This is a genomic window from Pseudomonas sp. R1-7 (genome assembly GCF_051132105.1).
GTDB lineage: Bacteria > Pseudomonadota > Gammaproteobacteria > Pseudomonadales > Pseudomonadaceae > Aquipseudomonas.
Window position 1 is genome coordinate 5674081 of record NZ_CP071661.1, and the last position, 22641, is coordinate 5696721.

At 54.2% G+C, this 22641-nt stretch carries 18 protein-coding genes; 5 read left to right on the forward strand and 13 right to left on the reverse strand.

What is annotated here, in order from left to right; all coding sequences use genetic code 11:
- The first annotated feature begins 29 nt into the window (after positions 1 to 29).
- On the forward strand, positions 30 to 1175 hold the full coding sequence (locus J3P79_RS25695; RefSeq protein WP_434611608.1) for a serine hydrolase domain-containing protein: 1146 nt from the start codon (positions 30 to 32) through the stop codon (positions 1173 to 1175).
- A gap of 15 nt (positions 1176 to 1190) precedes the next feature.
- On the opposite strand, the gene J3P79_RS25700 is transcribed toward J3P79_RS25695, so the two are convergent.
- A complete protein-coding gene (locus J3P79_RS25700; RefSeq protein WP_434606700.1) occupies positions 1191 to 2309 on the reverse strand; it encodes a transglycosylase SLT domain-containing protein in 1119 nt (372 codons plus the stop codon).
- A 150-nt stretch (positions 2310 to 2459) separates the two neighbouring features.
- Here J3P79_RS25700 and J3P79_RS25705 point away from each other — a divergent pair, with 150 nt between their 5' ends.
- Entirely contained in the window at positions 2460 to 2948 is a 489-nt protein-coding gene (locus tag J3P79_RS25705; RefSeq protein WP_434606703.1) for a CesT family type III secretion system chaperone, read from the forward strand.
- A 15-nt stretch (positions 2949 to 2963) separates the two neighbouring features.
- Positions 2964 to 5078, forward strand: coding sequence for a type III effector (locus J3P79_RS25710; protein WP_434606704.1), 2115 nt, complete (start codon positions 2964 to 2966; stop codon positions 5076 to 5078).
- A 125-nt stretch (positions 5079 to 5203) separates the two neighbouring features.
- On the opposite strand, the gene serS is transcribed toward J3P79_RS25710, so the two are convergent.
- The 8 genes from serS to J3P79_RS25750 all read right to left on the reverse strand — a co-directional run bounded on the left by serS (position 5204) and on the right by J3P79_RS25750 (position 15159).
- Positions 5204 to 6508 carry a serine--tRNA ligase gene (gene serS, locus J3P79_RS25715; protein WP_434606707.1) on the reverse strand — a complete coding sequence of 435 codons (1305 nt, stop codon included), beginning with the start codon at positions 6506 to 6508 and terminating at the stop codon, positions 5204 to 5206.
- A 69-nt stretch (positions 6509 to 6577) separates the two neighbouring features.
- Positions 6578 to 7813 carry a M20 family metallopeptidase gene (locus J3P79_RS25720; RefSeq protein WP_434606709.1) on the reverse strand — a complete coding sequence of 412 codons (1236 nt, stop codon included), beginning with the start codon at positions 7811 to 7813 and terminating at the stop codon, positions 6578 to 6580.
- 31 nt (positions 7814 to 7844) lie between these two features.
- The gene (locus J3P79_RS25725; protein ID WP_434606711.1) at positions 7845 to 8741 is read right to left on the reverse strand and encodes an NAD(P)-dependent oxidoreductase; all 897 of its coding nucleotides are present in this window, start codon (positions 8739 to 8741) and stop codon (positions 7845 to 7847) included.
- Positions 8728 to 9891, reverse strand: a complete 1164-nt coding sequence (locus J3P79_RS25730) for a Gfo/Idh/MocA family protein (RefSeq protein ID WP_434606712.1) — start codon at positions 9889 to 9891, stop codon at positions 8728 to 8730. Before J3P79_RS25730 ends, J3P79_RS25725 begins: the two co-directional genes overlap by 14 nt.
- A gap of 83 nt (positions 9892 to 9974) precedes the next feature.
- Positions 9975 to 11012 carry an NAD-dependent epimerase/dehydratase family protein gene (locus tag J3P79_RS25735; protein ID WP_434606714.1) on the reverse strand — a complete coding sequence of 346 codons (1038 nt, stop codon included), beginning with the start codon at positions 11010 to 11012 and terminating at the stop codon, positions 9975 to 9977.
- Between the two features lie 12 nt (positions 11013 to 11024).
- Entirely contained in the window at positions 11025 to 12296 is a 1272-nt protein-coding gene (locus J3P79_RS25740; protein ID WP_434606716.1) for a nucleotide sugar dehydrogenase, read from the reverse strand.
- Between the two features lie 87 nt (positions 12297 to 12383).
- The gene (locus J3P79_RS25745; RefSeq protein WP_434606718.1) at positions 12384 to 13928 is read right to left on the reverse strand and encodes a phenylalanine aminomutase (D-beta-phenylalanine forming); all 1545 of its coding nucleotides are present in this window, start codon (positions 13926 to 13928) and stop codon (positions 12384 to 12386) included.
- A gap of 4 nt (positions 13929 to 13932) precedes the next feature.
- On the reverse strand, positions 13933 to 15159 hold the full coding sequence (locus J3P79_RS25750) for an ATP-grasp domain-containing protein (RefSeq protein WP_434606720.1): 1227 nt from the start codon (positions 15157 to 15159) through the stop codon (positions 13933 to 13935).
- A 306-nt stretch (positions 15160 to 15465) separates the two neighbouring features.
- Here J3P79_RS25750 and J3P79_RS25755 point away from each other — a divergent pair, with 306 nt between their 5' ends.
- Positions 15466 to 17874 carry a penicillin acylase family protein gene (locus tag J3P79_RS25755; protein WP_434606721.1) on the forward strand — a complete coding sequence of 803 codons (2409 nt, stop codon included), beginning with the start codon at positions 15466 to 15468 and terminating at the stop codon, positions 17872 to 17874.
- 99 nt (positions 17875 to 17973) lie between these two features.
- The gene (locus J3P79_RS25760) at positions 17974 to 18315 is read left to right on the forward strand and encodes a carboxymuconolactone decarboxylase family protein (RefSeq protein WP_434606723.1); all 342 of its coding nucleotides are present in this window, start codon (positions 17974 to 17976) and stop codon (positions 18313 to 18315) included.
- A 149-nt stretch (positions 18316 to 18464) separates the two neighbouring features.
- On the opposite strand, the gene J3P79_RS25765 is transcribed toward J3P79_RS25760, so the two are convergent.
- From J3P79_RS25765 to J3P79_RS25780, 4 genes are all read right to left on the reverse strand, one after another.
- Positions 18465 to 19352, reverse strand: a complete 888-nt coding sequence (locus J3P79_RS25765) for an ABC transporter permease subunit (RefSeq protein WP_434606725.1) — start codon at positions 19350 to 19352, stop codon at positions 18465 to 18467.
- A complete protein-coding gene (locus tag J3P79_RS25770) occupies positions 19349 to 20269 on the reverse strand; it encodes an ABC transporter permease subunit (protein WP_434606727.1) in 921 nt (306 codons plus the stop codon). Before J3P79_RS25770 ends, J3P79_RS25765 begins: the two co-directional genes overlap by 4 nt.
- Complete coding sequence (locus J3P79_RS25775; protein ID WP_047226052.1) at positions 20266 to 21408, reverse strand: ABC transporter ATP-binding protein; 1143 nt, start codon at positions 21406 to 21408, stop codon at positions 20266 to 20268. The genes J3P79_RS25770 and J3P79_RS25775 overlap by 4 nt, the downstream gene beginning before the upstream one ends.
- 71 nt (positions 21409 to 21479) lie before the next feature.
- Positions 21480 to 22577 (reverse strand): polyamine ABC transporter substrate-binding protein, encoded by a 1098-nt coding sequence (locus J3P79_RS25780; protein ID WP_434606730.1) that lies wholly within the window; start codon positions 22575 to 22577, stop codon positions 21480 to 21482.
- Between the last annotated feature and the right edge of the window lie 64 nt (positions 22578 to 22641).

Consider the following 22641-nt stretch of genomic DNA (forward strand, 5'->3'; position numbering starts at 1 on the left):
CCCCGCATGGAGCTCACATGACGCATGCACTGACCATCCATGGCCACTGCGACCCTCGCTTCGAGCCGGTCAAGGAGGCCTTTATCGGGCTGATGCAAAGCCCTTTCGAACGCGGCGCCGCCCTGTGCATCCAGATCGACGGCGAAACGGTGATCGACCTCTGGGCCGGCATCGCCGGACCGGAACCCGCCAGCCATTGGCAGCACGACACGCTGCTCAATCTGTTCTCCTGCACCAAGCCCTTCACAGCCGTGGCGATCATGCAGTTGGTCGGCGAAGGCCGCCTGGACCTGGACACGCCGATCTGCCATTACTGGCCCGAATTCGCCAATGCCGGCAAAGCCTCCATCACCTTGCGCCAGGTGCTCTGCCATCGCGCCGGGCTACCGGCGCTGCGCACTCCCCTGACACCGGAAACCCTTTACGACTGGGACACCATGACTGGCTTGATCGCCGGGGAACAGCCGTGGGCCGACGCAGGGAAACGGCAGACCTATTCGCCGTTGCTGTTTGGCTGGATTCTCGGTGAGCTACTGCGCCGGGTAGATGGCCTGAGCCCGGCGCAGAGCATTCACCAACGGGTGGCGATGCCGCTCGGTCTGGATTTTCATATCGGCCTGGATGACGCCACCATCGCTCGCTGCGCCTACATGGCGCGGACCAAGGACGACGTCGAAGATGAGGCCTTTGGGCGAGTGTTGCAGTACGTGCTCACCGAACCGAATGCAATGAGCTCACTGGCCTTCGCCAATCCACCGATGGTACTGGGGCGCAGCAACGAAGCCGGCTGGAAACGCATGACGCAGCCGGCTGCCAACGGCCATGGCAACGCCCGCAGCCTGGCCCGGTTCTACGCAGGCCTGCTCGACGGGCGGTTGCTGGAGTCGCCGCTGCTCAACGAAATGCTGCGCGAGCACAGCGCCGAATACGACCCGACCATCCAGACTCCCACGCGGTTCGGCCTGGGCATCATGCTCAACCAGTCGGATGTGACAAACGGCAGCTACGGCATGGGGCCCGAGGCTTTCGGCCACATGGGTGCCGGGGGCACCATCGGTTTCGCCGACCCCGAGCGCGGCGTGGCGTTCGGCTTCGCCTGCAACACCATTGGCTCCTACGTCTTGATGGATCCTCGCGCCCGAGGGCTGGCCAATGTCGCGATGGGTTGCCTGTAAGGTTTGATCGCCGGCTCACACCCCTGGCGGAGCCGCTTCCGCGACTTGCGGCTCCGCCACCCCGTTCTCCGGAGCGGCAACGACTTGCTCTTCTACATTCACCCGGGGCAACGCCGCCTTGGCGATCATCTCCGGTTGCGCCAGCAGCCTGCGGGACGCTTCCACGGGCATCAACAGACGCCCCCCGACCCGGCCGCGTCCGGCCGGGTTGAGCATGCGCAGCTCCCGCTCATGGACGCCCGATAACTGAGCCAGCTGCGCCAGGTCCACCGGCTGCGCCAAGGCGACCATCTGGAAGTACGGCTGGTCGGCGATCGGTGCCAGGCTCACGCCATATTCCGTGGGCGTGTTCACCAGCTGCGACAGCGCCAGCAACCTCGGCACGTAGTTCTGCGTCTCGCCGGGCAGCGACAGGTTCCAATAATCGGTTGCCAGTCCCCGTGTGCGGTTGCGCACGATGGCGTCGCGCACCCGGCCTTCCCCAGCGTTGTACGCGGCGAGGGCCAGCAACCAGTCGCCGTCGAAATACTCGTGCAGGTAGGACAAATAATCCAGCGCTGCGCGGGTGGACGACGGAATGTCCCGGCGTTCGTCGTAGTCGCCACGCTGCTGCAACTGGTAACGGCGGCCAGTGGCCGGAATGAACTGCCAGAGCCCCATGGCTTGGGCAGGCGATCGTGCATTGGGATTGAACCCGCTCTCGATCGCCGGCAGCAACGCCAGCTCCAGCGGCATGTTGCGTTTGTTCAGCTCGCCGACGATGAAGTGCAGGTAACGACTGCCGGCCCGTCCGGTCTGGGTGAGGAACGCCGGGCGCGCCATCAACCAGCGGCGTTGCTCATCGATGCGCGTGACCCCTTGGGTCTTGGCCAACAGGGAAAACCCCTGGCGCATGCGCGCCCACAGGCTGCCACCGCTTTGCGGCGATGACTCGCCAATCTTGATGATCGTGTCGGTGGGCGCCGGTTCAAGCCAGCGCAACTGGGCGCGGTACGGCTCATTGGCGAAACGGTCACCGATGGTCAGCTGGGGTTCGAGGTGCTGGCACCCGTACAGCAAGGTCCCCAGGGCCAACAGGGTCAACCCTCTGGGGACAACTCGAAGGGCCGGCGACGGTGCAAATGATCGGGACATAGCGGTCAACCTTGAATGAGGTGGCGCCATTGGGTGGCAGATCACCTGCCAGCGGTTCCACACAGTGGAGTGGAACCGAAATGACGCAGCCGTCACTCATCAGGGGCAGCAGGCGCTCGTCGGTGCCTGGATGACAATGCGAGGTCAATCATGGCGTCACCCACCTATTGCAAGCTGATCGATCAGCTCTGCGAACTCACGATGATCCCTACCCCGTCAGCGTTCTATGAACAGGCGAACCTGTCGGTCAAGGAGGTCGACTTCTCCCTGAAGCACACGCCTGGCGTGGGCGAGGGAGACGTTTTCATCTACTGCGGCTTCGGGCCGTTGCCTGTGGCGGATCGCGAAGCGGTCATGCAGCGGCTGCTGGAAACCAACCTGTATCTGCTGAGCGGCGCGTTCTGCCCGTCGCTGTCGTACAACCGCGACAGCGAACAGGTGGTCCTGATCGGCCACGTCCCCCTGGATAACCTCAGCGCCGAGCGTCTGCTCGGGCTGATGGGCGGTGCCGCCGACATGGCGCTGATCTGGCGGGACGGCTACTTCTTCGACGGCGCCAGCCCGAACCAAGCCGCCAAACCCACCCAGCAAAAAACCACCCCGCGCAGCGCAGGGCTCAACAACGCCCTGTCGATCTAGGAAGGAGAACACGACATGCCAGCAGTATCAGTAGGCGGAACTTCAAGTTCGGCGCCGTTACCCCAACAGGACGATCGGATCACGCCGGTAAGACCCAGCCTGTCCGATCAGGTCCGCCCATCCACCACGCCCTTGGTGCCTTACCACTTTGAAGGGAAAGCGAGCGATAAGACTCAGGAAACACTCAGGGTCAAACAGGATCGTCTGCAAGGAATGATCGGCAGGCTCGGCAAGAAGGACCCGCAAAGTGACCCCATCGGTTTTGCAAGAGCGCACATGAGCCTTGAAGGCAAGGCACTGAGCTACGCTCCAGGAACCAGCTATCAAGACGTTCAGAAACATCTCGCGCAACTCGGCGGCACGCCTCACCCGATGCTGTCAGGCCAGGAAGAAACCGAAGCATTCGCCAAGGACTTCAACGAGTACCTGGCCAAGAATGAGGGCGACAGGGCAGAGAGCGGCGGCTTCAAAGCGGTCTGGGACAAGCACTGTGAACGCGTTGGTAACACCCTCGGCGCCTATCATTCGCTGTGTCAGGAAGTGATCGATCAGACCACGGGAGAAGATGATCTCAAGCTGCTGCGCAGCAGTCATGAAGCCTTTCGCGGCTACGCCAAGGGCGTCACGCAAGCCATGACGCAAGACATGCCCCAGCGGCTGAACACGTTCATGGAAAGCCGTATCGAGCACGCGCAACAAGCGGTGGACAACGAGAGCCTTCCCCAGGCCGACCGAGACAAGGCAAGGGATGAGTTAGGCCAGTTGCGTGAGGTCAACAAAGAGCTCGGCGGGTTGCTGAAGAAGGAGGACGACAAACCCAGCAAGCTGGCAGCGGCGACGAAAAAAAACGAGGTGCTGGACACCGCGCTGAAGAACGTCGCACGCCAGGACTACGTTGCCGAACTCAAGACCCATAGCGGCTTCGTGACAGGCCTGGCTGTATTTGCCGACGCAGGGATCCCCCAAGGCTTCGCGTCTGCCGGACACTTTGGCGCCGCCACCGCGGCGATCGACGAGGCGATGGCGGACCAGTCCTTCGGAAAACATGTGGCGGCGACGTCAACCGTCCTGGGTACCGCCCATAAAGTCATCAGCGATGGCCTGCGCCCTTTTGTACAGGTCGTCGTCGACAAGACCATCGGCAGGGGGCTGGAGAAGGTCGACCCGCTCGCGGTGTACCCCAAGGCCTTGCAGGACATCACCGTGAACGGACGCCGGGTTGCCAACCCTCAACGTGAAACCGTCGACGCGACACAGAGCGAAAAGCGAGCCGATTTCAAACTGAAACAGAACGCCAACAATTTTGGCACCATGAGCGGCGACTTCACCGGTTACCTCGCCTTCGGCGCGGCCCATGCGGTGAGGGACACGATCGATCAGTTCACGTCCGTCAACGCCTCCGGCATCGCGGCTCGCAGCGTCGCCTCTGCAGTGGGCGGTACCTTCATGGCGGGCGGACAGGCGGTAGCCAAATATGCCCAGACCCATGGCGATGAGCAAATCCCCACCTACCGCGTCACGAAGGAAAACCGCGAGTGGAAAGAACTCCTGCCCAAGGCGCTTGCCGAGGCGAAAGGCAAACTCAACCCGATCAGCATGGCCAATGTCACTGACCTCGCCAACCGGATTGTGGGGGTGGGCCCAGGGATCGCCATGCGCACCGGCGCCGGGGATGCCGCCGCGGTGGGTGAAAACCCTGAAGTCAAAGAAAAAATGGAGCAGATTGTCACGACCTTTTTCTCGTCCGGCCTGACGCTGCTCCCCTTCTTTGCCAACAGCGTGGCCGCACCGCTCGAGAACAAGGCACTGGGCGATGGCACTGACGACTTGGCCAAGCGGGCGCAGGTACCGTGGCAGAACGTAACCAACCCTAACCGGGACACCCTGCCCCACACCCAGACCGAAGGCTTGACCCGCAACCTGGAGAACGTCTATCACGTCACCCGTGGCCTGACCCAGGTGGTTCCGCAGAGCAGCCTCTCCGCGCTCAACATCACTGCCGACTTCGCCAAGGGGTTGGCAACGAGGCCGAAAAAGGCGGCCGACGGCGTCGAGTTGGCGGAACGCGGTGAAGCACCACCGCTTGCCGGACCGTCCACCGAAGCCACGCCCACCACTCGACCCAGTTGACGAAGGCGCCGGGCCATCGTTCGGTGGCCCGGCGATCACCGCATGGTTGCAGACCTACGACCAGACCCACCTTTCAGCCAAGAGCGACTCAACGACACCCCGCTAAAAGTAGAGTTGGTCTTCGCCTAGACAGATGCACTGCGCCTGCTGGAGGCTACGGAAATCTCGTCAAAGTCGAGGTAACGTTTCAGCGCCTCAGGCATTTTCACCGAGCCATCAGCACACTGATAATTTTCTATAATAGCTACCATCGTTCTGCCCAACGCGGATGCAGTACCGTTAAGAGTATGAACATACCGATTACTTTTTGAAGCAGAATCTCGGTACTTTATATCCAGCCGCCGGGCCTGATAGTCGGTGCAGTTACTGGCGGAGGTAATCTCACCGTACTCCCCTGCCGTGCCTTTCCCCGGCATCCAGGCTTCGATATCGTACTTTTTATACGCAGGCGCGCCTAAATCCCCAGTGCAGTTTATGACAACCTTATAGGGGATACCCAGCTCACTATAGATCGCCTCCTGCAACTCAAGAATCTTGTCGTGATACTTAACGCTATCCTCTGGCTTGCATATAACAAACAACTCCAACTTCTCAAACTGATGAACTCTATATAATCCTTTGCTGGACCTGCCCGATGCACCGGCCTCACGTCTAAAGCAATGACTTTCTGCGATGTAGAGCAAAGGCAATTTAGATTCATCAATAATTTCCCCTGCATGCATACCGGCCACGCAAATTTCAGCTGTAGCGATGAGGCTTTTCTCAAGCCCATCCAGACCATACGTATTGCTCTCATCACCTTTCGGAGCGAATCCGACCCCCTCCAAAATATGATTATAAGAGATATCGGGGGTTTGCAATGGCGTGAACCCGGCTTTTAATGCCTTGTTGAAAATAAACCCCTTAAGTGCATGCTGGAGAAAAACCGCTTGATTTCTCAGAAAATAGAATTTTGCACCGGACACTTTCGTTCCCGAATCAAAATCGATCAAGTCCAACTCTTGGCCTAACTGAACATGATCCTTATGACGAAACCCAAATATCGGTGCACGGCCTTTGAACTTGATAGTTAAATTATCCTCATCGCTCTGACCCGCAGGCACATCGGGAGATGTCCAGTTGGGTAGTTGGCGCAAAAGCATATTAAATTCCTCAACGAGTAAGGTGTAAGAATTCTTTGCTCCCAGAATATTTCCCTTCAGCGCCGATGCTTCAGAGTGCCCATACTGGAAATCACTTTTCAACGGATCATTCTTTATAGCTTTCGAAATCGCGTTCAACTTGCGCTGCATTTCCTCTAGGTTCTGCTTTTGCGATTTCATAGCGTCGTATAAAAAGAGAAACTGATCCAAATCAAAGCTTACCCCTCGCGCGGACAAGTTAGCCTTCATTCCGGCAACATCTTCCAGAATATCTTTAATATTGATCATTCATGCCCACCTTCGTTATCAATCTATTCCGTATGCAAGAAAAGAATACTGCGCTTAACTAGTACAACATCACATCAAAAATATAGACAACGCCTTTATTCCGACGTACATTTGACGTATTTCTATTCGCTCATAAGATGAATGCGCTTCGCCCAGTGAGCCCGCACCAAAAATAGCAGTGGGTATATTAGCCTCATGAGCATAATGGCGAGCATCACAGCTCGCCCTCCAAGCGTAAACTGGTGCCTGCCGAGATATGGATCGTGCTTCAGATACTGATTCACTCAAATGCCTCAGCATCTGATTGTTATCCGATGCGAGATAAGCTTTATTCCGGAGCCCGGATCTAAAGTTGTAGCAAATTTTTACTCCAGGGAAAGTATTCTCAAGAGATCCAACACGATTTTCGATCACCCTCTCGATTTCGGGTATTGAATACTTAGGTAAAAAACCCACGTTAAAAAGCAGCTTGCATTTTTCAGGGACGGACCCTGGCCACTCGCCCCCAATAATTTTCCCTATATTGATCTGTAGTGGACGCTTCCATATAGAGAACGCGGAATCCGCTATCGCATCAGCAAGCATCTCTTGTTCTAAAGTTTTCAGCTCCTCAATTAGCCTCACCGCAACATTTATCGCTGACAAGCCATCAGCGTCGCTTCCCATATGAACGGACTTCCCGATAATAGTTACCTCGCACGTCAAACAACCTCGGTGACCGCGATGCACCGCCAGGTCCGTCGGTTCAAATACAACGACGAAGTCGGCCAAAACGCCATGAAGAATGGTAGAAAGCGTTCCATTCCCTCCCACCTCTTCTTCAGAAACCAAATCCAATTGCACCTTATATCTAGGAGTAAGTTTCTTGTATTCTAAAAAAGCCAAAGCACCTAACAATAAAAAAAGATTACCTTTCGTATCACATGCCCCCCGGCCGTGAACGTACCCGTCATCAATCCAAGGGGTTAATAATTTCGTACCCTCTCCCTCTACAGGTACGACATCCACGTGAGAGTTGAACAATACAACTCTGCGATCCCTAGAATCGGAGAGATATTTCGCTTTTAAATTCACCTTACCCGAAAACGAATCAGAAACCGTTCGAGCCTGATGACTGGAAAGCTCTGAGTGATAATCTTCTAAACAGCAATCAAACCCGTATCGCTCCAACAAATCCACCAAGTATGGAATTGCATTTAGTTCCTGACCTAAGCTCGTATCAATGGAAAGATATCCAATCAACTCAGGCAACATTTTTTCTTGGTAAGATTTAAACCAACCATCAAACTCAGTTTCATCGAACATACACCCTCCTTGTCGCTGATCTCGTACGAAATCAATCATCCAGTAGACCACCCAAAGTTTTATTACCTCGTCCACGTAAAACGTTTGAAAGATAAACTGCTCTGGCTGCGGCAATCATCTGGTAGTCTCCCGGCACGTCCAGGATATCAAAACAATAATCCAGATCTTTTGAAGCGCTGCGGATAGTAAACTGAAGTGGATCTTCACCCCTCTCAATGGCAAACTTCAAGAACGCCTGAGTCAACGAATTGTTCACGCCCCCGCGCTCGATTAAAAGCTTTAGATGATTAGGGGCAACATCAAGTGACCGAGCCGCACCCACCATATCAGCAGCTAATGCGACAACCCCCATAGATAACGCATTGTTGAGTAGTTTTATTTTCTGCCCTTCACCGACATCTCCCACATGAAGAACATAACTGCAAAACCGACTTAACACTCTACAGGTGTCCGCCAATAAAAGATCTGGTGAACCCAGTATTGCATTAAGCTCCCCACGCCGAGCCTCAGCAGGGCCCCTAGTAAGAGGAGCGTCGACATAGCGTATATTTTTTTGCGCCAACCTCTCGGCAATCTTTTTTGTTCGCAATGGATGTCCCGTAGTGGTATCAATAACTAACAACCCATCACAAATCACCGAGGATATACCCTCCTCCCCGAAACAAACCTCTTCTACCTCATCCGTCGATGGAAGCGAAAGGATTATGACATTGCACAATCTAGCTATCCCGGCAGGACTCGCCACTTCGGTCCCACCCAAGGCAAGAAGTTCAGACATCCCCCTTCTTGAATTATTTGCATAACTTACCAATGGTTGCCTGTCTCGAATAAGGCTTATGGCGACCCCCATTCCCATCCGCCCAAGCCCAATCAAGCCGATTCGTTTATCATTTAAGGACATTTCCCTATATGGCTTAATATTGATCATCCCAGACATCTTGTACCACCTCCGAAGTACCAGAACTTATTAGTTCAGCCAATTTTTTCAGATGAGCAAAATTATCTAGAGGAGCAGGTGCATCGTCTGAAAACATCTTCCTACCGACTACGTGACCGGCCGCTAATTTCTGAACGATGCCCTGAACAAGCAAAGCTTGTGACTTAGTTGGAAGTTTTGATGAGCCTCTGCCATCAATACTGCTAACGACATCTTCAAGAAATCGACAAATTTTTTCTATGTGGCGCCTTGCACCATCGTTATTTTTTGAAGCAGTATAGGAAAACGACAAATCAAGCTGACTGGCGCCAGGCACCACACTATAAATATCGAGATAATCATCATCCCATCTAGGGCTATCCAGTCGTAACACCGCGATTTCAGTAACCTGAGAGGCCGTATCGGAAAGAAGAAACTCCATTGTTCTACAGCGTTCACTTCGTACGTAGCTGCTAGTACCTGTCAGAAGCATGCCATCAACAAAGTCAACACAAGCCAGCATCGTTTCAGGGCGCAGCCCCCCTCCTAGAGCAAAGTCACTTTCGCAAATGCTAGATGAAGTGCCTCGGAGCGAGCCCCCTATATCAACACCCGCAACATAGCATGCCAGATCCACTGGATGCGTAATCTCGGAAGTCACCCCTACAGTCGGTCGAGCATCCTTAATTCGATACTTAGACCACACAAAGCTAGCGCTTGATACGTTGCGGCCTTTTCTTTCTATAAATTGCTTAAGCTCAGAGACAGCTGAGCTGTACCGCTCCACAAAGTTCACATATATCTGATCCTCTTTGAACGAACGCTCAACAAACTGACACTGCTCGGCCTCCAGGACAATTGGTTTTTCACAGATAATTTTTTTAAATGGTATGTTATTTTCTTTGATATATTTTAGTATTTCATAATGTGCATTATCTGTTGTTGAGATTATGATTATGTCAAAACTCACTCTCCCCAACAGCTTTCTAAAATCCCTCTCTACCACTATTCCTGCCCCGAGCAAAGCTTTGACTTTTAGGTCATCTGTATCCGCGATGCCCACGATATCTATTTTACCGATGGAAGAATCAATAAAATGGGAAGCTTGGATGAATCTAGAGCCGGAGTTCCCTACCCCGACAACCACTGCCCGAATATTCATTTGGTTACCTCTCGCCAAGAGAACGAAGTTTATCCACTAGGGTCAACATTAATTCCACTGCAAATAAATAATCAAAAAACCAATCACGCGCCTTTGAGGCCTACCTGTTTAATATACCAACCTACAGTGCCATGCAGACCAGCAACAACAGAGACATTAGGATTAAAGCCCAGCTCGCTTTGGATCCGCTCTATATTTGCCAATGAATGTCGGATATCTCCTTCGCGAAACCCTACTTTAATCGGTCGGCGATCGTATCTTATGCCCTCAAACTCGAGATGTTTTTTTATAATTAAATACAGCTCATTCAATGAAGTCTTAGAGCTCATAGCGACATTGAAAATGCTACTTTTAACAAGCTCACTATTCAAAGCAGCGAGGATATTTGCCTGAATTACATTCTCCACGTAGCAAAAATCCCTAGTGGTTCTTCCGTCACCATGAATTACTATATTTTTTTCACTCAACATCAACCCAATCCATTTTGGGATTACCGCTGAGTACTCTCCTCTTGCGCTTTGACGGGGGCCAAACACATTAAAGTACCTTAATCCGATAATTTTGTGCTTACACCGCGATGAAAACATTTCCGCATACAGCTCATTTGCACGTTTTGAAGCCGCGTAGGGCGATAGCTGTTTACCTAATACCGGCTCATATCGCTGAACTCCCTCAGCATCCCCGTACACTGAACTGGAGGACGCATAGATAAAGCTTTGCAAATCGACATTCTTTGAAGCGAGCAGCAGATTCAAAAAACCCGTGACATTAACCTCATGAGTTTCCAAAGGCTCTTTTAAAGATCTGGGAACTGACCCGAGAGCTGCATGATGCAGTACATGATCGACACCCGCCAAGCTTTTAAGGCAATCATCAGAACTCCTTATATCTCCTTCGATTAATTTAAAATTCTCCCACTGATGCTTACCCACATTTTTTTTTACATCTTCAAGATTGGAGAGCTGACCGTTCGCAAAGTTATCCAGCCCCACTACTTTCTGATTGTTGGCGAGCAGACGCTCCAGTAAGTTCGAACCGATAAATCCCGCAACGCCAGTAATCAACCATGTCCGTTGTTTCTCTTTTAACAACAAACCCACTCTGTCGTCAGATATTCGCATAAAAACTCCGATTTACAGGCGTAAGTCACTAGAAGACTTAGGTAGTATGTATTTCAGGTCATAGATAATGCATGACGGTTTCCCCCAAGATCGGATGGTGCTCTCGTCAAAACACCGAAACTCATCATGAGCCACAGCAATAAGTACAGCATCATAAGACGCGACCACCGGATACGAAATAAGCGCAACATCGTACAAATTTAGCGCTTCATCTTTATCAGCACGGGGGTCATACACATCCACCCCTATGGCGTTAGATTTTAGTTCCCGGACGATATTTATTATCTGCGTGTTGCGGAGGTCTGGGCAATTTTCTTTAAACGTAACACCTAAAATCAACACTTTCGCCTTATGGAGCGTCTGCTGTCGATAGAGCATCAGCTTGATTAACTCGCTTACAACATGGCCAGCCATACTCTCATTTACGCGTCGCCCAGAAAGAGTCAGCTGAGGGTTATGACCTATTTTTTGCGCCTTGTATGCAAGATAATATGAATCCACTCCTATGCAATGCCCACCGACTAAACCAGGTCTATATGATACAAAGTTCCACTTGGTCTCAGCTGCCTTTAATACTTCTTCGGTATCTATTCCCAGCCGCTGAAAAATCATACTAAACTCATTTATTAGCGCTACATTCACGTCCCTCTGAACATTCTCTATAATCTTAGCGGCCTCCGCGACACGAATACTACTTACTGCGTGAACGTCTGCATCAATTATGCTGGAGTATAGTTCTCTGATGTATTTTGCCGCGCTAGGAGTCGATCCAGAAACGAGCTTCGCAACCTTCGATAGAGCTCGATTCTTATCACCTGGATTTACTCTTTCTGGGCTGTAACCTACAACAAAGTCAGAATTCAGCTTTAATCCTGAAACTTCTTCGATGATAGGAATACATTTTTCTTCGGTAGCTCCGGGGTAGACTGTCGATTCAAAAAAAATTACGTCTCCCTGTTTCACTACCTTCCCGAGCATCTCACACGCCGCTGCCAATGGCATTAGATTCGGCTTGCCATCCTCAGCCGGAGTAGGTACAGCGACTACATAGACGTTATAGTGCTTAAGTTTTTCTTCATTAGATGAAATGGTTAACCTGGATGACTCTTGCAAATCGATAGGAAGAACTTCAAAGTTAGTATCCTCCCCCATCAAGAGCCGCTCCACCCTCTGCCTATTTATATCAAAACCAAGAGTAGGATATAGACGTCCAAATTCAACTGCTAGTGGAAGTCCTACGTATCCCAACCCGATTATTGCAATACGGGATTCATTTATATTCATAAACCACCTAACTTTTAGATTATCGGAGCAGCATAACGACTTGAACAATCTAACAAATGGTTTAGACATGACCGTGGAGGTCTATGTCTATTGCTCGCGACCTAAGAGCTCGCTACTTAACCGCTCTAGATAATCCGTGAGCACTACATCCTCTTCTAAAAACGGAACCATTCCCCTCACCTTGTCGAACAGCGCAGACGTAGATTCAGACAAACCACTTGCCCCCCTTAGCTCTACCGCTTGACAAGCACAGATAAGTTCAAAAGCAACTATATATTTCGTATTCTCGAAAATTTCCCTTGCGCGCCTTGCAGCAACCAAACCGAACGAAACGATGTCCTGAAAATCTGCGGTGGTTGAAAGTGATTGAATGGATAGTGGAGTACACAATGATCTATTTTCAGCGGTTACGGAGGCAGACATAAACTGGCCGCCCATTAAGCCAAGCCTTAAACCGGGATTGTTACTACATAAAAAAGGCGAAAGACCATTACTATGATTTTTATCAAGAAATCTATCGATACGCCGATTTGCCAGATTAGAAACTGTGGTCAGCCCGATCGCTAAGAAATCCATGCCCATCGCTACGTACTGGCCATGAAAATGGCCATTGTGGTACACGTCGTCAGATGACGGCACTACCAACGGATTATCATTAGAAGAATTAAGTTCATTGTGCAGAACTTCATTCACATATTTTACCGCATCAAAAACTGGACCAAGAATTTGTGGCGTGCACCTTATTGAATAAGCATCTTCAATTTGATTGTCCGATGGCTTCACCGTGCCATCCTGTTCCGATTGAATTTTCTTTTGTGTATCAGACTCTTGGACGATCAACTCAGAAGAATGTAAGTAGTGAAATATTTTCTTTGCAACTTTCATCTGCCCGGGATGGGGCTTCAGTTTATGGACCTCTGGATCAAAGGGTTTCTTTATTGCCCGAAGCCCCTCGAAGCTCAGGGCGCTAATCAGACAGTATTGATCCAATAAATTCTGCGTCTCTTTGATTAAACAACAAGCCATGCCCGTCATTCCAGACGTTCCGTTAATAAGAGCGAGCCCTTCCTTATATCCGAGATAGGCGCGTTTTAGTCCCGCAAGCGCTAAGGCATCTTTAGCGGGCATGATCCTATTTTGATACTTGGCTTTCCATTTTCCAGTACATACTAATGCGATACAGGCGAGAGGCCCCAAGTCACCGCTCGTTCCAAGAGAGCCTTTCTCCGGTATACAGGGCAAAATCTCGCAGTTGTACAGGGCGACCAGCTGGTCTAGCACCTCTAAAGAAATTGCAGAGTTCCCTCGGCACAATGAGTTTATCCGAGAAAGCATAATAGCCCTAGTATCCATGTCACTTAAGTAGTCTCCCACGTTTGTGGCGACTGCTTTGATCAAGTTCATCTGGAGCGCGTTAGCGTTTTCTACTGGCACATGCCAGTTAACAAAACCGCCCATACTGGTATTTACACCATAAATTATCCGACCTTCGTCTACGAACTGCTCCAGCTTGCGTCGCGAAGAACTTACTCGCTCTCTAACATCGTCACCAAGACAGACTTTAATTCCGGACACTGCCATCTCTGCAAGACGAGCCGGAGTAAGTTGATCATCGCTTCTAAAGACAAACATAATTTCACCTCGGCTCAGTATGTATTTTTATATGCCGCTCAAGATTATCGGCCCGTGCCAGCGCTTCATCCCTTGTAGCACCCTGCACAATAAAATAAGCCACTCCCCCACAACCGTTCTGACTAGCAATAATTCGATCTCCCAATTCTAGCTTCCGCCCCCACCATTTAAATGAGTAGAAGCCCGCACACTCGTGTAAACAGTTTAGATCTGAAACATTTTTTATGACCCCAGGTTCTGGAAAGATCGACCTGTTTACCATACCTCTTGAAAATTTAGGCACCAGCAAACTTATGTCGATATTTTCACCCAATGCCTGCTGTACAGCAGCTTTCAATATATTTGTGCCATTACTCAAGGGAACCATTTCGGTCCCGAACCGAGGGCCGCCCAATCGCGCGGTTATTTCAAGAACACGTAATCCGCTGTCAGCGTTGTAGACTAGATCTCCCTTAACTACGCCATCACTTATTCCAAGCGATAACGCAGCCCTTTCTACTAGCTTGTGCAGTTCAGTTATTATTTCAGGCGGTAGCATGGTAGGCATGACATCACCCACCTCTATAAAATATGGGTCGTACTCTTCGTAAGAGAACACCCTGTCCGATACAGCGCTCATATGCAATTTTCCGCCGATCATTAACCCTTCTGCACTATGCTCACTGCCTGTTAAGTACTCGTTCAGTATAATTTTTTCGCAATCGGTAAATTTTTTGCAGTGCATGAATGCGTCAGAAAGACTGTCCATATCGTGAACCTTGACCACACCCTTTGAAGACGATTGATCAACCGGCTTCAGTATCAACGGAAACTCGAAACGTTTAGCTATGTGGACGAGCTGATCATAAGAACTTACTACTGCATAGGCCGGAGCGGGGATGCCGCATTTACTGAACGCATCTGATCGTTTGTCTTTCATAGTCGACTTTAAAGCCGACTCCAGCGAAACTGAAAACAGCCCCAACTTGTTCGCGATAGTGGCGACTGACATTGCGGAATCCCAGCACAAGCTTATAACTCCGTCAATGCTCACACCTCCTTCAGTTAATTTTTCCACCGCACCTAGTGCTGCCTCGGGATCCTTCGAGTTGGCCTCTATATAAAAGTCAGCATCAGAGGTCCCCACGTCATTCGGGAATTCTGAAATCAGGGCTACTTTATAGCCCCAACTTTTAATCGTACCGATCACTTCCCCACTCATTCCATTACCGCACAGCAAAATAGTTTTCATTAGATCCTCCACCCGAAGAATTTGCGATCGTAGGAAATTTACTACAGCCCTTTCACTTAATAGTCGACCCCTACGCTATTTCGCTCGCGGAGTAGAATGTTTTAATGACTTGCATCTTTTATAGATTAGACATGAGAGAACCGGCAACAATATTCTTGTAGTGCAATTCCGATAGATATGAGTGATATTTCCTAGGACGAATTTGTTTTTGTAGGAATTGATCCGCGCGGCAGACTATTATTTGTCCGAGATCAACACCCTACGTTGTTTATCGATAACCTCCGGCTTCGAGGAAACGGATTTCTTATGAAACGCACCTTCATCGCCTTCCTGTCGCTGATCGTCACCGCAATCATCGTCGCGGGCGGCTACCTCTACAGCAAGCAGCCCACCCGCCAGGGCACGGTGCAGTTGGAGGGGCTGCAAGGCTCGGTGACGGTGCGCTACGACGAACGCGGCGTGCCGCATATCCGCGCCGAGAACGAAACCGACCTGTACCGTGCGCTGGGTTATGTCCACGCCCAGGACCGGCTGTTCCAGATGGAAATCATGCGCCGCCTCGCCAGGGGCGAACTGGCAGAGATCCTCGGACCCAAGCTGCTCGATACCGACAAGCTGATGCGCAGCCTGCGCATTCGCGAGCGCGCCGCCAGCTACGTCGCCGAGCAGGATCGACAATCGCCGGCCTGGATCGCGACCCAGGCGTACCTGGACGGCATCAACACCTATCAGCAAACCCACACACGGCCGCTGGAGTTCGACGTGCTGGGCATCCCCAAGCGTCCCTTCACCGCCGAAGACACCGCCAGTATTGTCGGCTACATGGCCTACAGCTTCGCCGCTGCCTTTCGCACCGAACCCTTGTTGAGCTACGTGCGCGACAAACTCGGCACCGATTACCTGAACATCTTCGACCTTGACTGGCAGCCCCAAGGCGTCCTGCCTCAGGGCCCTGCAAGCGCTCCGGCACTCACCGCCCTTGATTGGAAAGACCTCAACGCCCTTGCACGCTTGAGCGAACAAGCCTTGGCCGACAACGGCCTGCCGCAGTTCGAAGGCAGCAACGCCTGGGCGGTGTCCGGCAACCGCACCCACAGCGGCAAGCCCTTGCTGGCGGGCGATCCGCATATCCGCTTTTCGGCGCCATCGGTGTGGTACGAGGCGCACCTGTCGGCGCCGGGGTTTGAACTCTACGGGCAGTACCAGGCCCTGATGCCGTTCGCTTCGCTGGGCATGAACAAGGACTTCGGCTGGAGCATCACCATGTTCCAGAACGACGACCTGGACCTGATCGCCGAGAAGATCAACCCGGACAACCCTGAACAGGTCTGGTACCGCAATCAGTGGGTGGACATGACCCGCAGCGAACAGCAGATCGCCGTCAAGGGCCAGGACCCGGTGACGCTGGTGCTGCGCCAGTCACCTCACGGTCCGATCGTCAACGATGCCCTCGGCGCCAATGCCGGCAAGACCCCGATCGCCATGTGGTGGGGGTTCCTGGAAAGCCGCAACCCGATCCTCGAGGCGTTCTACCAACTCAATCGTGCCGACACCTTGGCCAAGGCCCGGGACGCGTCGGCCAAGATCCATGCGCCGGGCCTGAATGTGGTCTGGGCCAATGCCAAGGGCGATATCGGCTGGTGGGCGGCGGCGCAATTGCCCAAGCGGCCGGGCGGCGTAAAGCCAGGCTTCATTCTCGACGGCAGCAGCGCCGAAGCGCAAAAGGACGGTTTCTATCCGTTCAGCAGCAACCCCCAGGAAGAAAACCCGGCCAGGGGCTACGTCCTCTCGGCGAATTTCCAACCGGTGGTGGCAAGCGGGATCGAGATCCCCGGCTACTACAACCTCGCCGACAGGGGCCAGCAACTCGATCTGCAGCTGAGCGACAAGCAGGCTAAATGGGATATCCAGACCACCCAGAAACTGCAACTGGGCACCACTACCGCCTACGGCCCGCGCCTGCTCGCGCCGTTGCTGCCGATACTGCGCGAAACCGTCAGCGACCCGCAGGAACGCAAATGGGTCGAGCAACTGGCCCAGTGGAAGGGTGACTACCCGCTGGACTCCGTCAGCGCCACGCTGTTCAACCAATTGCTGTATGACTTGGCCAACACGGCCCTGCGCGATGAACTGGGCGATGGATTCTTCGAAACCGCACTATCGACCCGGGTCATCGACGCCGCGCTGCCACGCCTGGCCGCCGCGAAGGACTCGCCGTGGTGGGATGACCGCTCGACGCTGGGCACCGAAACCCGGACCGACACGGTGATCAAGGCCTGGGACAAAACCCTGGCTCACCTGAAGGCGACACTGGGAGACGACCCCTCGCGATGGCAGTGGGGCCAGGCCCACACCCTGACCCACGGGCACCCCTTGGGCCAGCAAAAACCACTGGATCGGATCTTCAACGTCGGCCCGTTCGCCGCCCCGGGCACCCATGAAGTACCGAACAACCTTTCGGCCAGGATCGGCCCGGCGCCGTGGCCCGTAACGTACGGTCCTTCCACCCGGCGCATCATCGACTTCGCCGACCCGACCCACAGCATCACCATCAACCCGGTCGGCCAAAGCGGCGTACCGTTCGACAAGCACTACAAGGACCAGGCCGAAGCCTACATCGAGGGGCTGTATCACCAGGCACACCTGGCCGAGGAAGAAGTCATGGCCAACACCCACGGCACCTTGAAACTGCTGCCCGCCAGGGCGGAGCCCTGAACCAGGTGCGGAATATTTTCGATCACCAGCAGGCATGGACATTGTTGATGGTCAAGACTGCAAGAGCCCCAACCCTTTCATCACCATGGAGTCGATGCAATGTTCAATAACTGGTCCGAACTGCTGCCCACCATCAAAAGCGCGTTTGGCGCCCTGGGCAAAAGCAACCCGAAAATGGTCGAGGCCTACGTCGCCCTGGATAAGGCCGCAGCCGACAACAACGTGCTCGATGCCAAGACCCGAGAGCTGATCTCCATCGCCGTGGCGATTACGACACGTTGTGACGGCTGCATCGGCGTACACACCGACGCTGCCATCAAGGCCGGCGCTACCCGCGAAGAGATCGCCGCGACCCTGGCCACCGCGGTGTCCCTGAACGCAGGGGCGGCCTACATCTACTCCCTGCGCGCGCTGGAGGCTCATGACGCGTTGAAGAAGTGAACGGTCGATAACCTATCTGCGCCTGACCACGGATTTGTAGGTGACCCAAAGCACCCGTGGGAGCAAAGCTTGCTCGCGATGGCGGCCTGACATTCAACGTCTTCATTGACTGCCACACCGCTTTCGCGAGCAAGCCCGCTCCCACAGGTTTAGACCGGTGCGGTCCCTGCCCGGCGGACTTCCGGTTGTTTCCAGGAATCGGCGGCGCTTTCCTCGATGGCTTGCTGGATCGCTCGCTTGCGGTTCTCTTCGGCGCGGCGGCTGAAGTACCAGACCAGGAAGGTCACCAGGGACACCGCCAGCAGGATCAGGCTCGCCACGGCGTTGATTTCCGGCTTCACACCCAGGCGCACCGCCGAAAAAACCTCCATCGGCAAGGTCGTCGAACCAGGGCCGGAAACAAAGCTCGCCAGCACCAGGTCGTCCAGCGACAACGCGAACGACATCATGCCGCCCGCCGCCAGCGACGGCGCGATCATTGGGATGGTGATCAGGAAGAACACCTTCCACGGCCGCGCACCGAGGTCCATGGCCGCTTCTTCGATAGACAGGTCCAGCTCACGCAAGCGCGCTGACACCACCACCGCCACATAGGCTGCGCAGAACGTGGTGTGGGCGATCCAGATCGTGACGATGCCACGTTCCTGAGGCCAACCGATCATCTGCGCCATGGCTACGAACAGCAGCAGCAACGACAGGCCGGTGATGACTTCCGGCATCACCAGCGGCGCGGTGACCAGGCCGCCGAACAGCGTGCGGCCCTTGAAGTGGGTGATGCGGGTCAGCACGAAGGCCGCCAGCGTCCCCAGGGCCACCGCGGCAATCGCCGTGTAGCAGGCGATTTCCAACGAGCGCATTACCGAGCCCATCAACTGGCTGTTATCCAGTAGGCCGACGTACCACTTGACCGACCAGCCGCCCCACACCGTCACCAGCTTCGAGGCGTTGAACGAGTAGATCACGAGGATTAGCATCGGCGCGTAGATGAACAGCAGACCCAGCACCAGCATCAGGCTTGAAAAACTGAAGCGCTTCATTCCTTGCCCTCCATTTCCTTGGCCTGACTGCGGTTGAACAGGATGATGGGCACGATCAGGATCGCCAGCATCACCACCGCCAGGGCGGATGCCACCGGCCAGTCACGGTTGTTGAAGAATTCCTGCCACAGCACTTTACCGATCATCAGCGTTTCCGGGCCGCCCAGCAGTTCCGGGATCACGAACTCGCCCACCACCGGGATGAACACCAGCATGCAGCCGGCGATGATGCCGTTCTTGGACAGCGGCACGGTGATTTTCCAGAAACTGTTGAAAGTGCTCGAACCCAAGTCGGACGCGGCTTCCAGCAGGCTTTGGTCGTGTTTGACCAGGTTGGCGTACAACGGCAGGATCATGAACGGCAGGTAGGAATAGACCACGCCGATGTAGACCGCCAGGTTGGTATTGAGGATTTGCAGCGGCTCGCTGATCCAGCCCATGCTCATGAGGAAACCATTGAGCAAGCCGTTGTTGCTGAGGATGCCCATCCACGCGTAGACGCGGATCAGGATCGCGGTCCAGGTCGGCATCATGATCAGCAGCACCAGCACTGTCTGCATTTCCTTGCGGGCGTTGGCGATGCCGTAGGCCATCGGATAACCGATCAGCAGGCACAGCGTGGTGCTGATCAACGCCATCTTCAGCGAGCCGAGGTAAGCGGCGATGTACAGATCGTCCTCGCTCAGCAACACGTAGTTGGCGAGGTTGAGCAGCACTTGCAGCTTCTGGTCGACGTAGCTGTAGATCTCGGTGTACGGCGGGATCGCCACGTCGGCTTCGGCGAAGCTGATCTTCAGGACGATGAAGAACGGCAGCATGAAAAACAGGAACAGCCAGACGAAGGGCACCCCGATGACCAGTTGACGGCCACCGGGCGTTATTCGGGCGAGTCGGCGTTTGAATTTGCGCATGTTCATGAGCGAAGCACCACGCCGCTGTCGTCTTCCCACCAGACGAACACCTGGTCGCCCCAGGTCGGACGCTGGCCACGGCGTTCGGCATTGGCCACGAACGACTGCACCAGCTTGCCGCTTGGCAGCTCGACGTAGAACACCGAGTGGCCGCCCAGGTAGGCGATGTCATGGACCTTGCCGCTGGACCAGTTGTGTTCGCAGTCTGGTTGCTCGGCGGTGACCAGGAGTTTTTCCGGGCGAATGGCGTAGGTCACGGACTTGTCCTGCACCGAGGTGCTGATGCCGTGGCCGACGTAGATGTTGCGGTCCAGGTCCTTGCAGGTCAGCACCGCATGGCCTTCGGCGTCGTCCACCACTTCGGTCTCGAAGATGTTGACGTTGCCGATGAACTCGCAGACCAGGCGGCTGGTCGGGGTTTCGTAGATGTCGATCGGGCTGCCGATCTGGGCGATCCAGCCCAGGTGCATGATCGCGATGCGCTCGGCCATGGTCATGGCCTCTTCCTGATCGTGGGTCACCATGACGCAGGTCACACCGACCCGCTCGATGATTTCCACCAGCTCAAGCTGCATTTGCGAACGCAGCTTCTTGTCCAGGGCGCCCATCGGCTCGTCGAGCAGCAACAGCTTCGGCCGCTTGGCCAGGGAACGGGCCAGAGCTACGCGCTGGCGTTGGCCGCCGGAGAGCTGGTGCGGTTTGCGCTTTGCATACTGGCTCATCTGCACCAGCTTGAGCATCTCGGCCACGCGGGCGTCGATCTCGGCCTTGGGGATCTTGTCCTGTTGCAGGCCGAAGGCGATGTTCTGTGCCACGGTCATGTGGGGGAACAAGGCATAGGACTGGAACATCATGTTGATCGGCCGCTCATAGGGCGGCATGTCGGTGATGTCCACGCCGTCGAGGAAGATCCGCCCCTCCGTGGGCCGCTCGAAACCTGCCAGCATGCGCAGCAAGGTGGATTTGCCCGATCCCGAACCGCCGAGCAAGGCAAAAATCTCGCCTTTCTTGATTTCCAGGGACACATCGTCCACGGCAATCGTCTCGTCGAACTTTTTCGTGACCCGGTCGATCTTGACCAGCACCTGCTTGGGTGTCTGGTCGCCCTCGAGGGCTTTCTTATAGGCGCCGGAGGCAACTGCCATTTACGAAACTCCCACAAAATTTGCAGCTCGCCCAAGACGGGCGAACCTTATAAAAGTTAGAGCGCTTAACGCTATTTACCCGACTTGACCTTGGTCCAGCTGCGGGTCATGAGTCGTTGGATCTTGGGCGGCAACTCGGAGTTGACGTAGAGCTTGTCGACAACCGCTTGCGGTGGATAAACCGCTTCGTCGGTGCGCACTTCCTGGTCCATCAGCTCGCCAGCCTTGGGGTTCGGGTTGGCATAACCGACCACGTCGCTGACCTGGGCGATGACCTCAGGCTTGAGCAGGTAGTTGATGAACGCATGAGCCTCCTTGACGTTGCTGGCGTCGCGCGGGACCGCCAGCATGTCGAACCAGAGGTTGCCGCCTTCCTTGGGGATCACGTAGGCGATGTCGATGCCCTTGCCGGCTTCGCTGGCACGTTCGCGGGCCTGGAAGATGTCGCCGGAGAAACCGGCGGCCACGCAGATCTCGCCATTGGCCAGGTCGGAAATGTACTTGGAGGAATTGAAGTAGGTCACGTAGGGCCGGATCTTGAGGAGCTGGGCCTCGGCCTTCTTGTAGTCTTCAGGGTTCTGGCTGTTGGGATCCAGGCCCAGGTAATTGAGCATCGCCGGGATCATTTCGTCGCCCGAATCGAGGAACGAAACGCCGCAGCTGGACAGCTTCTTGATGTTTTCCGGCTCGAACAGCATCGCCCAGGAATCGATTTTGTCGACGCCCAGGACCGCCTTGATCTTCTCGACGTTATAGCCGATGCCGTTGGTGCCCCACAGGTAAGGCACGGCGTATTGGTTGCCCGGGTCGTTCTTTTCCAGGCGCTTGAGCAGCACAGGATCGAGATTGGCGTAGTTGGACAGCTGGGACTTGTCGAGCTTCTGGAACGCCCCGGCCTTGATCTGCTTGCCCAGGAAGTGGTTGGACGGCACGACCACGTCATAGCCGGTGCGACCCGCCAGCAACTTGCCTTCCAGGGTTTCGTTGGAATCGAACACGTCGTAGACCGGCTTGATCCCGGTGGCTTTCTCGAAGTCCGCCAGGGTCGATTCGCCGATGTAATCCGACCAGTTATAAATATGCACGGTGGAGGCTGCCTGGACACTGACGGCGAGTGTCAGGCCGGCACCGACCAGCAAGGCGTTGCGCAACAAAGAAAAGACAGGCACGTGGAGGTCCTCTTAAATAGTTGGGCCCAAGTTGTGCCCCCGTTACCGGGTCACGATGTGCCCT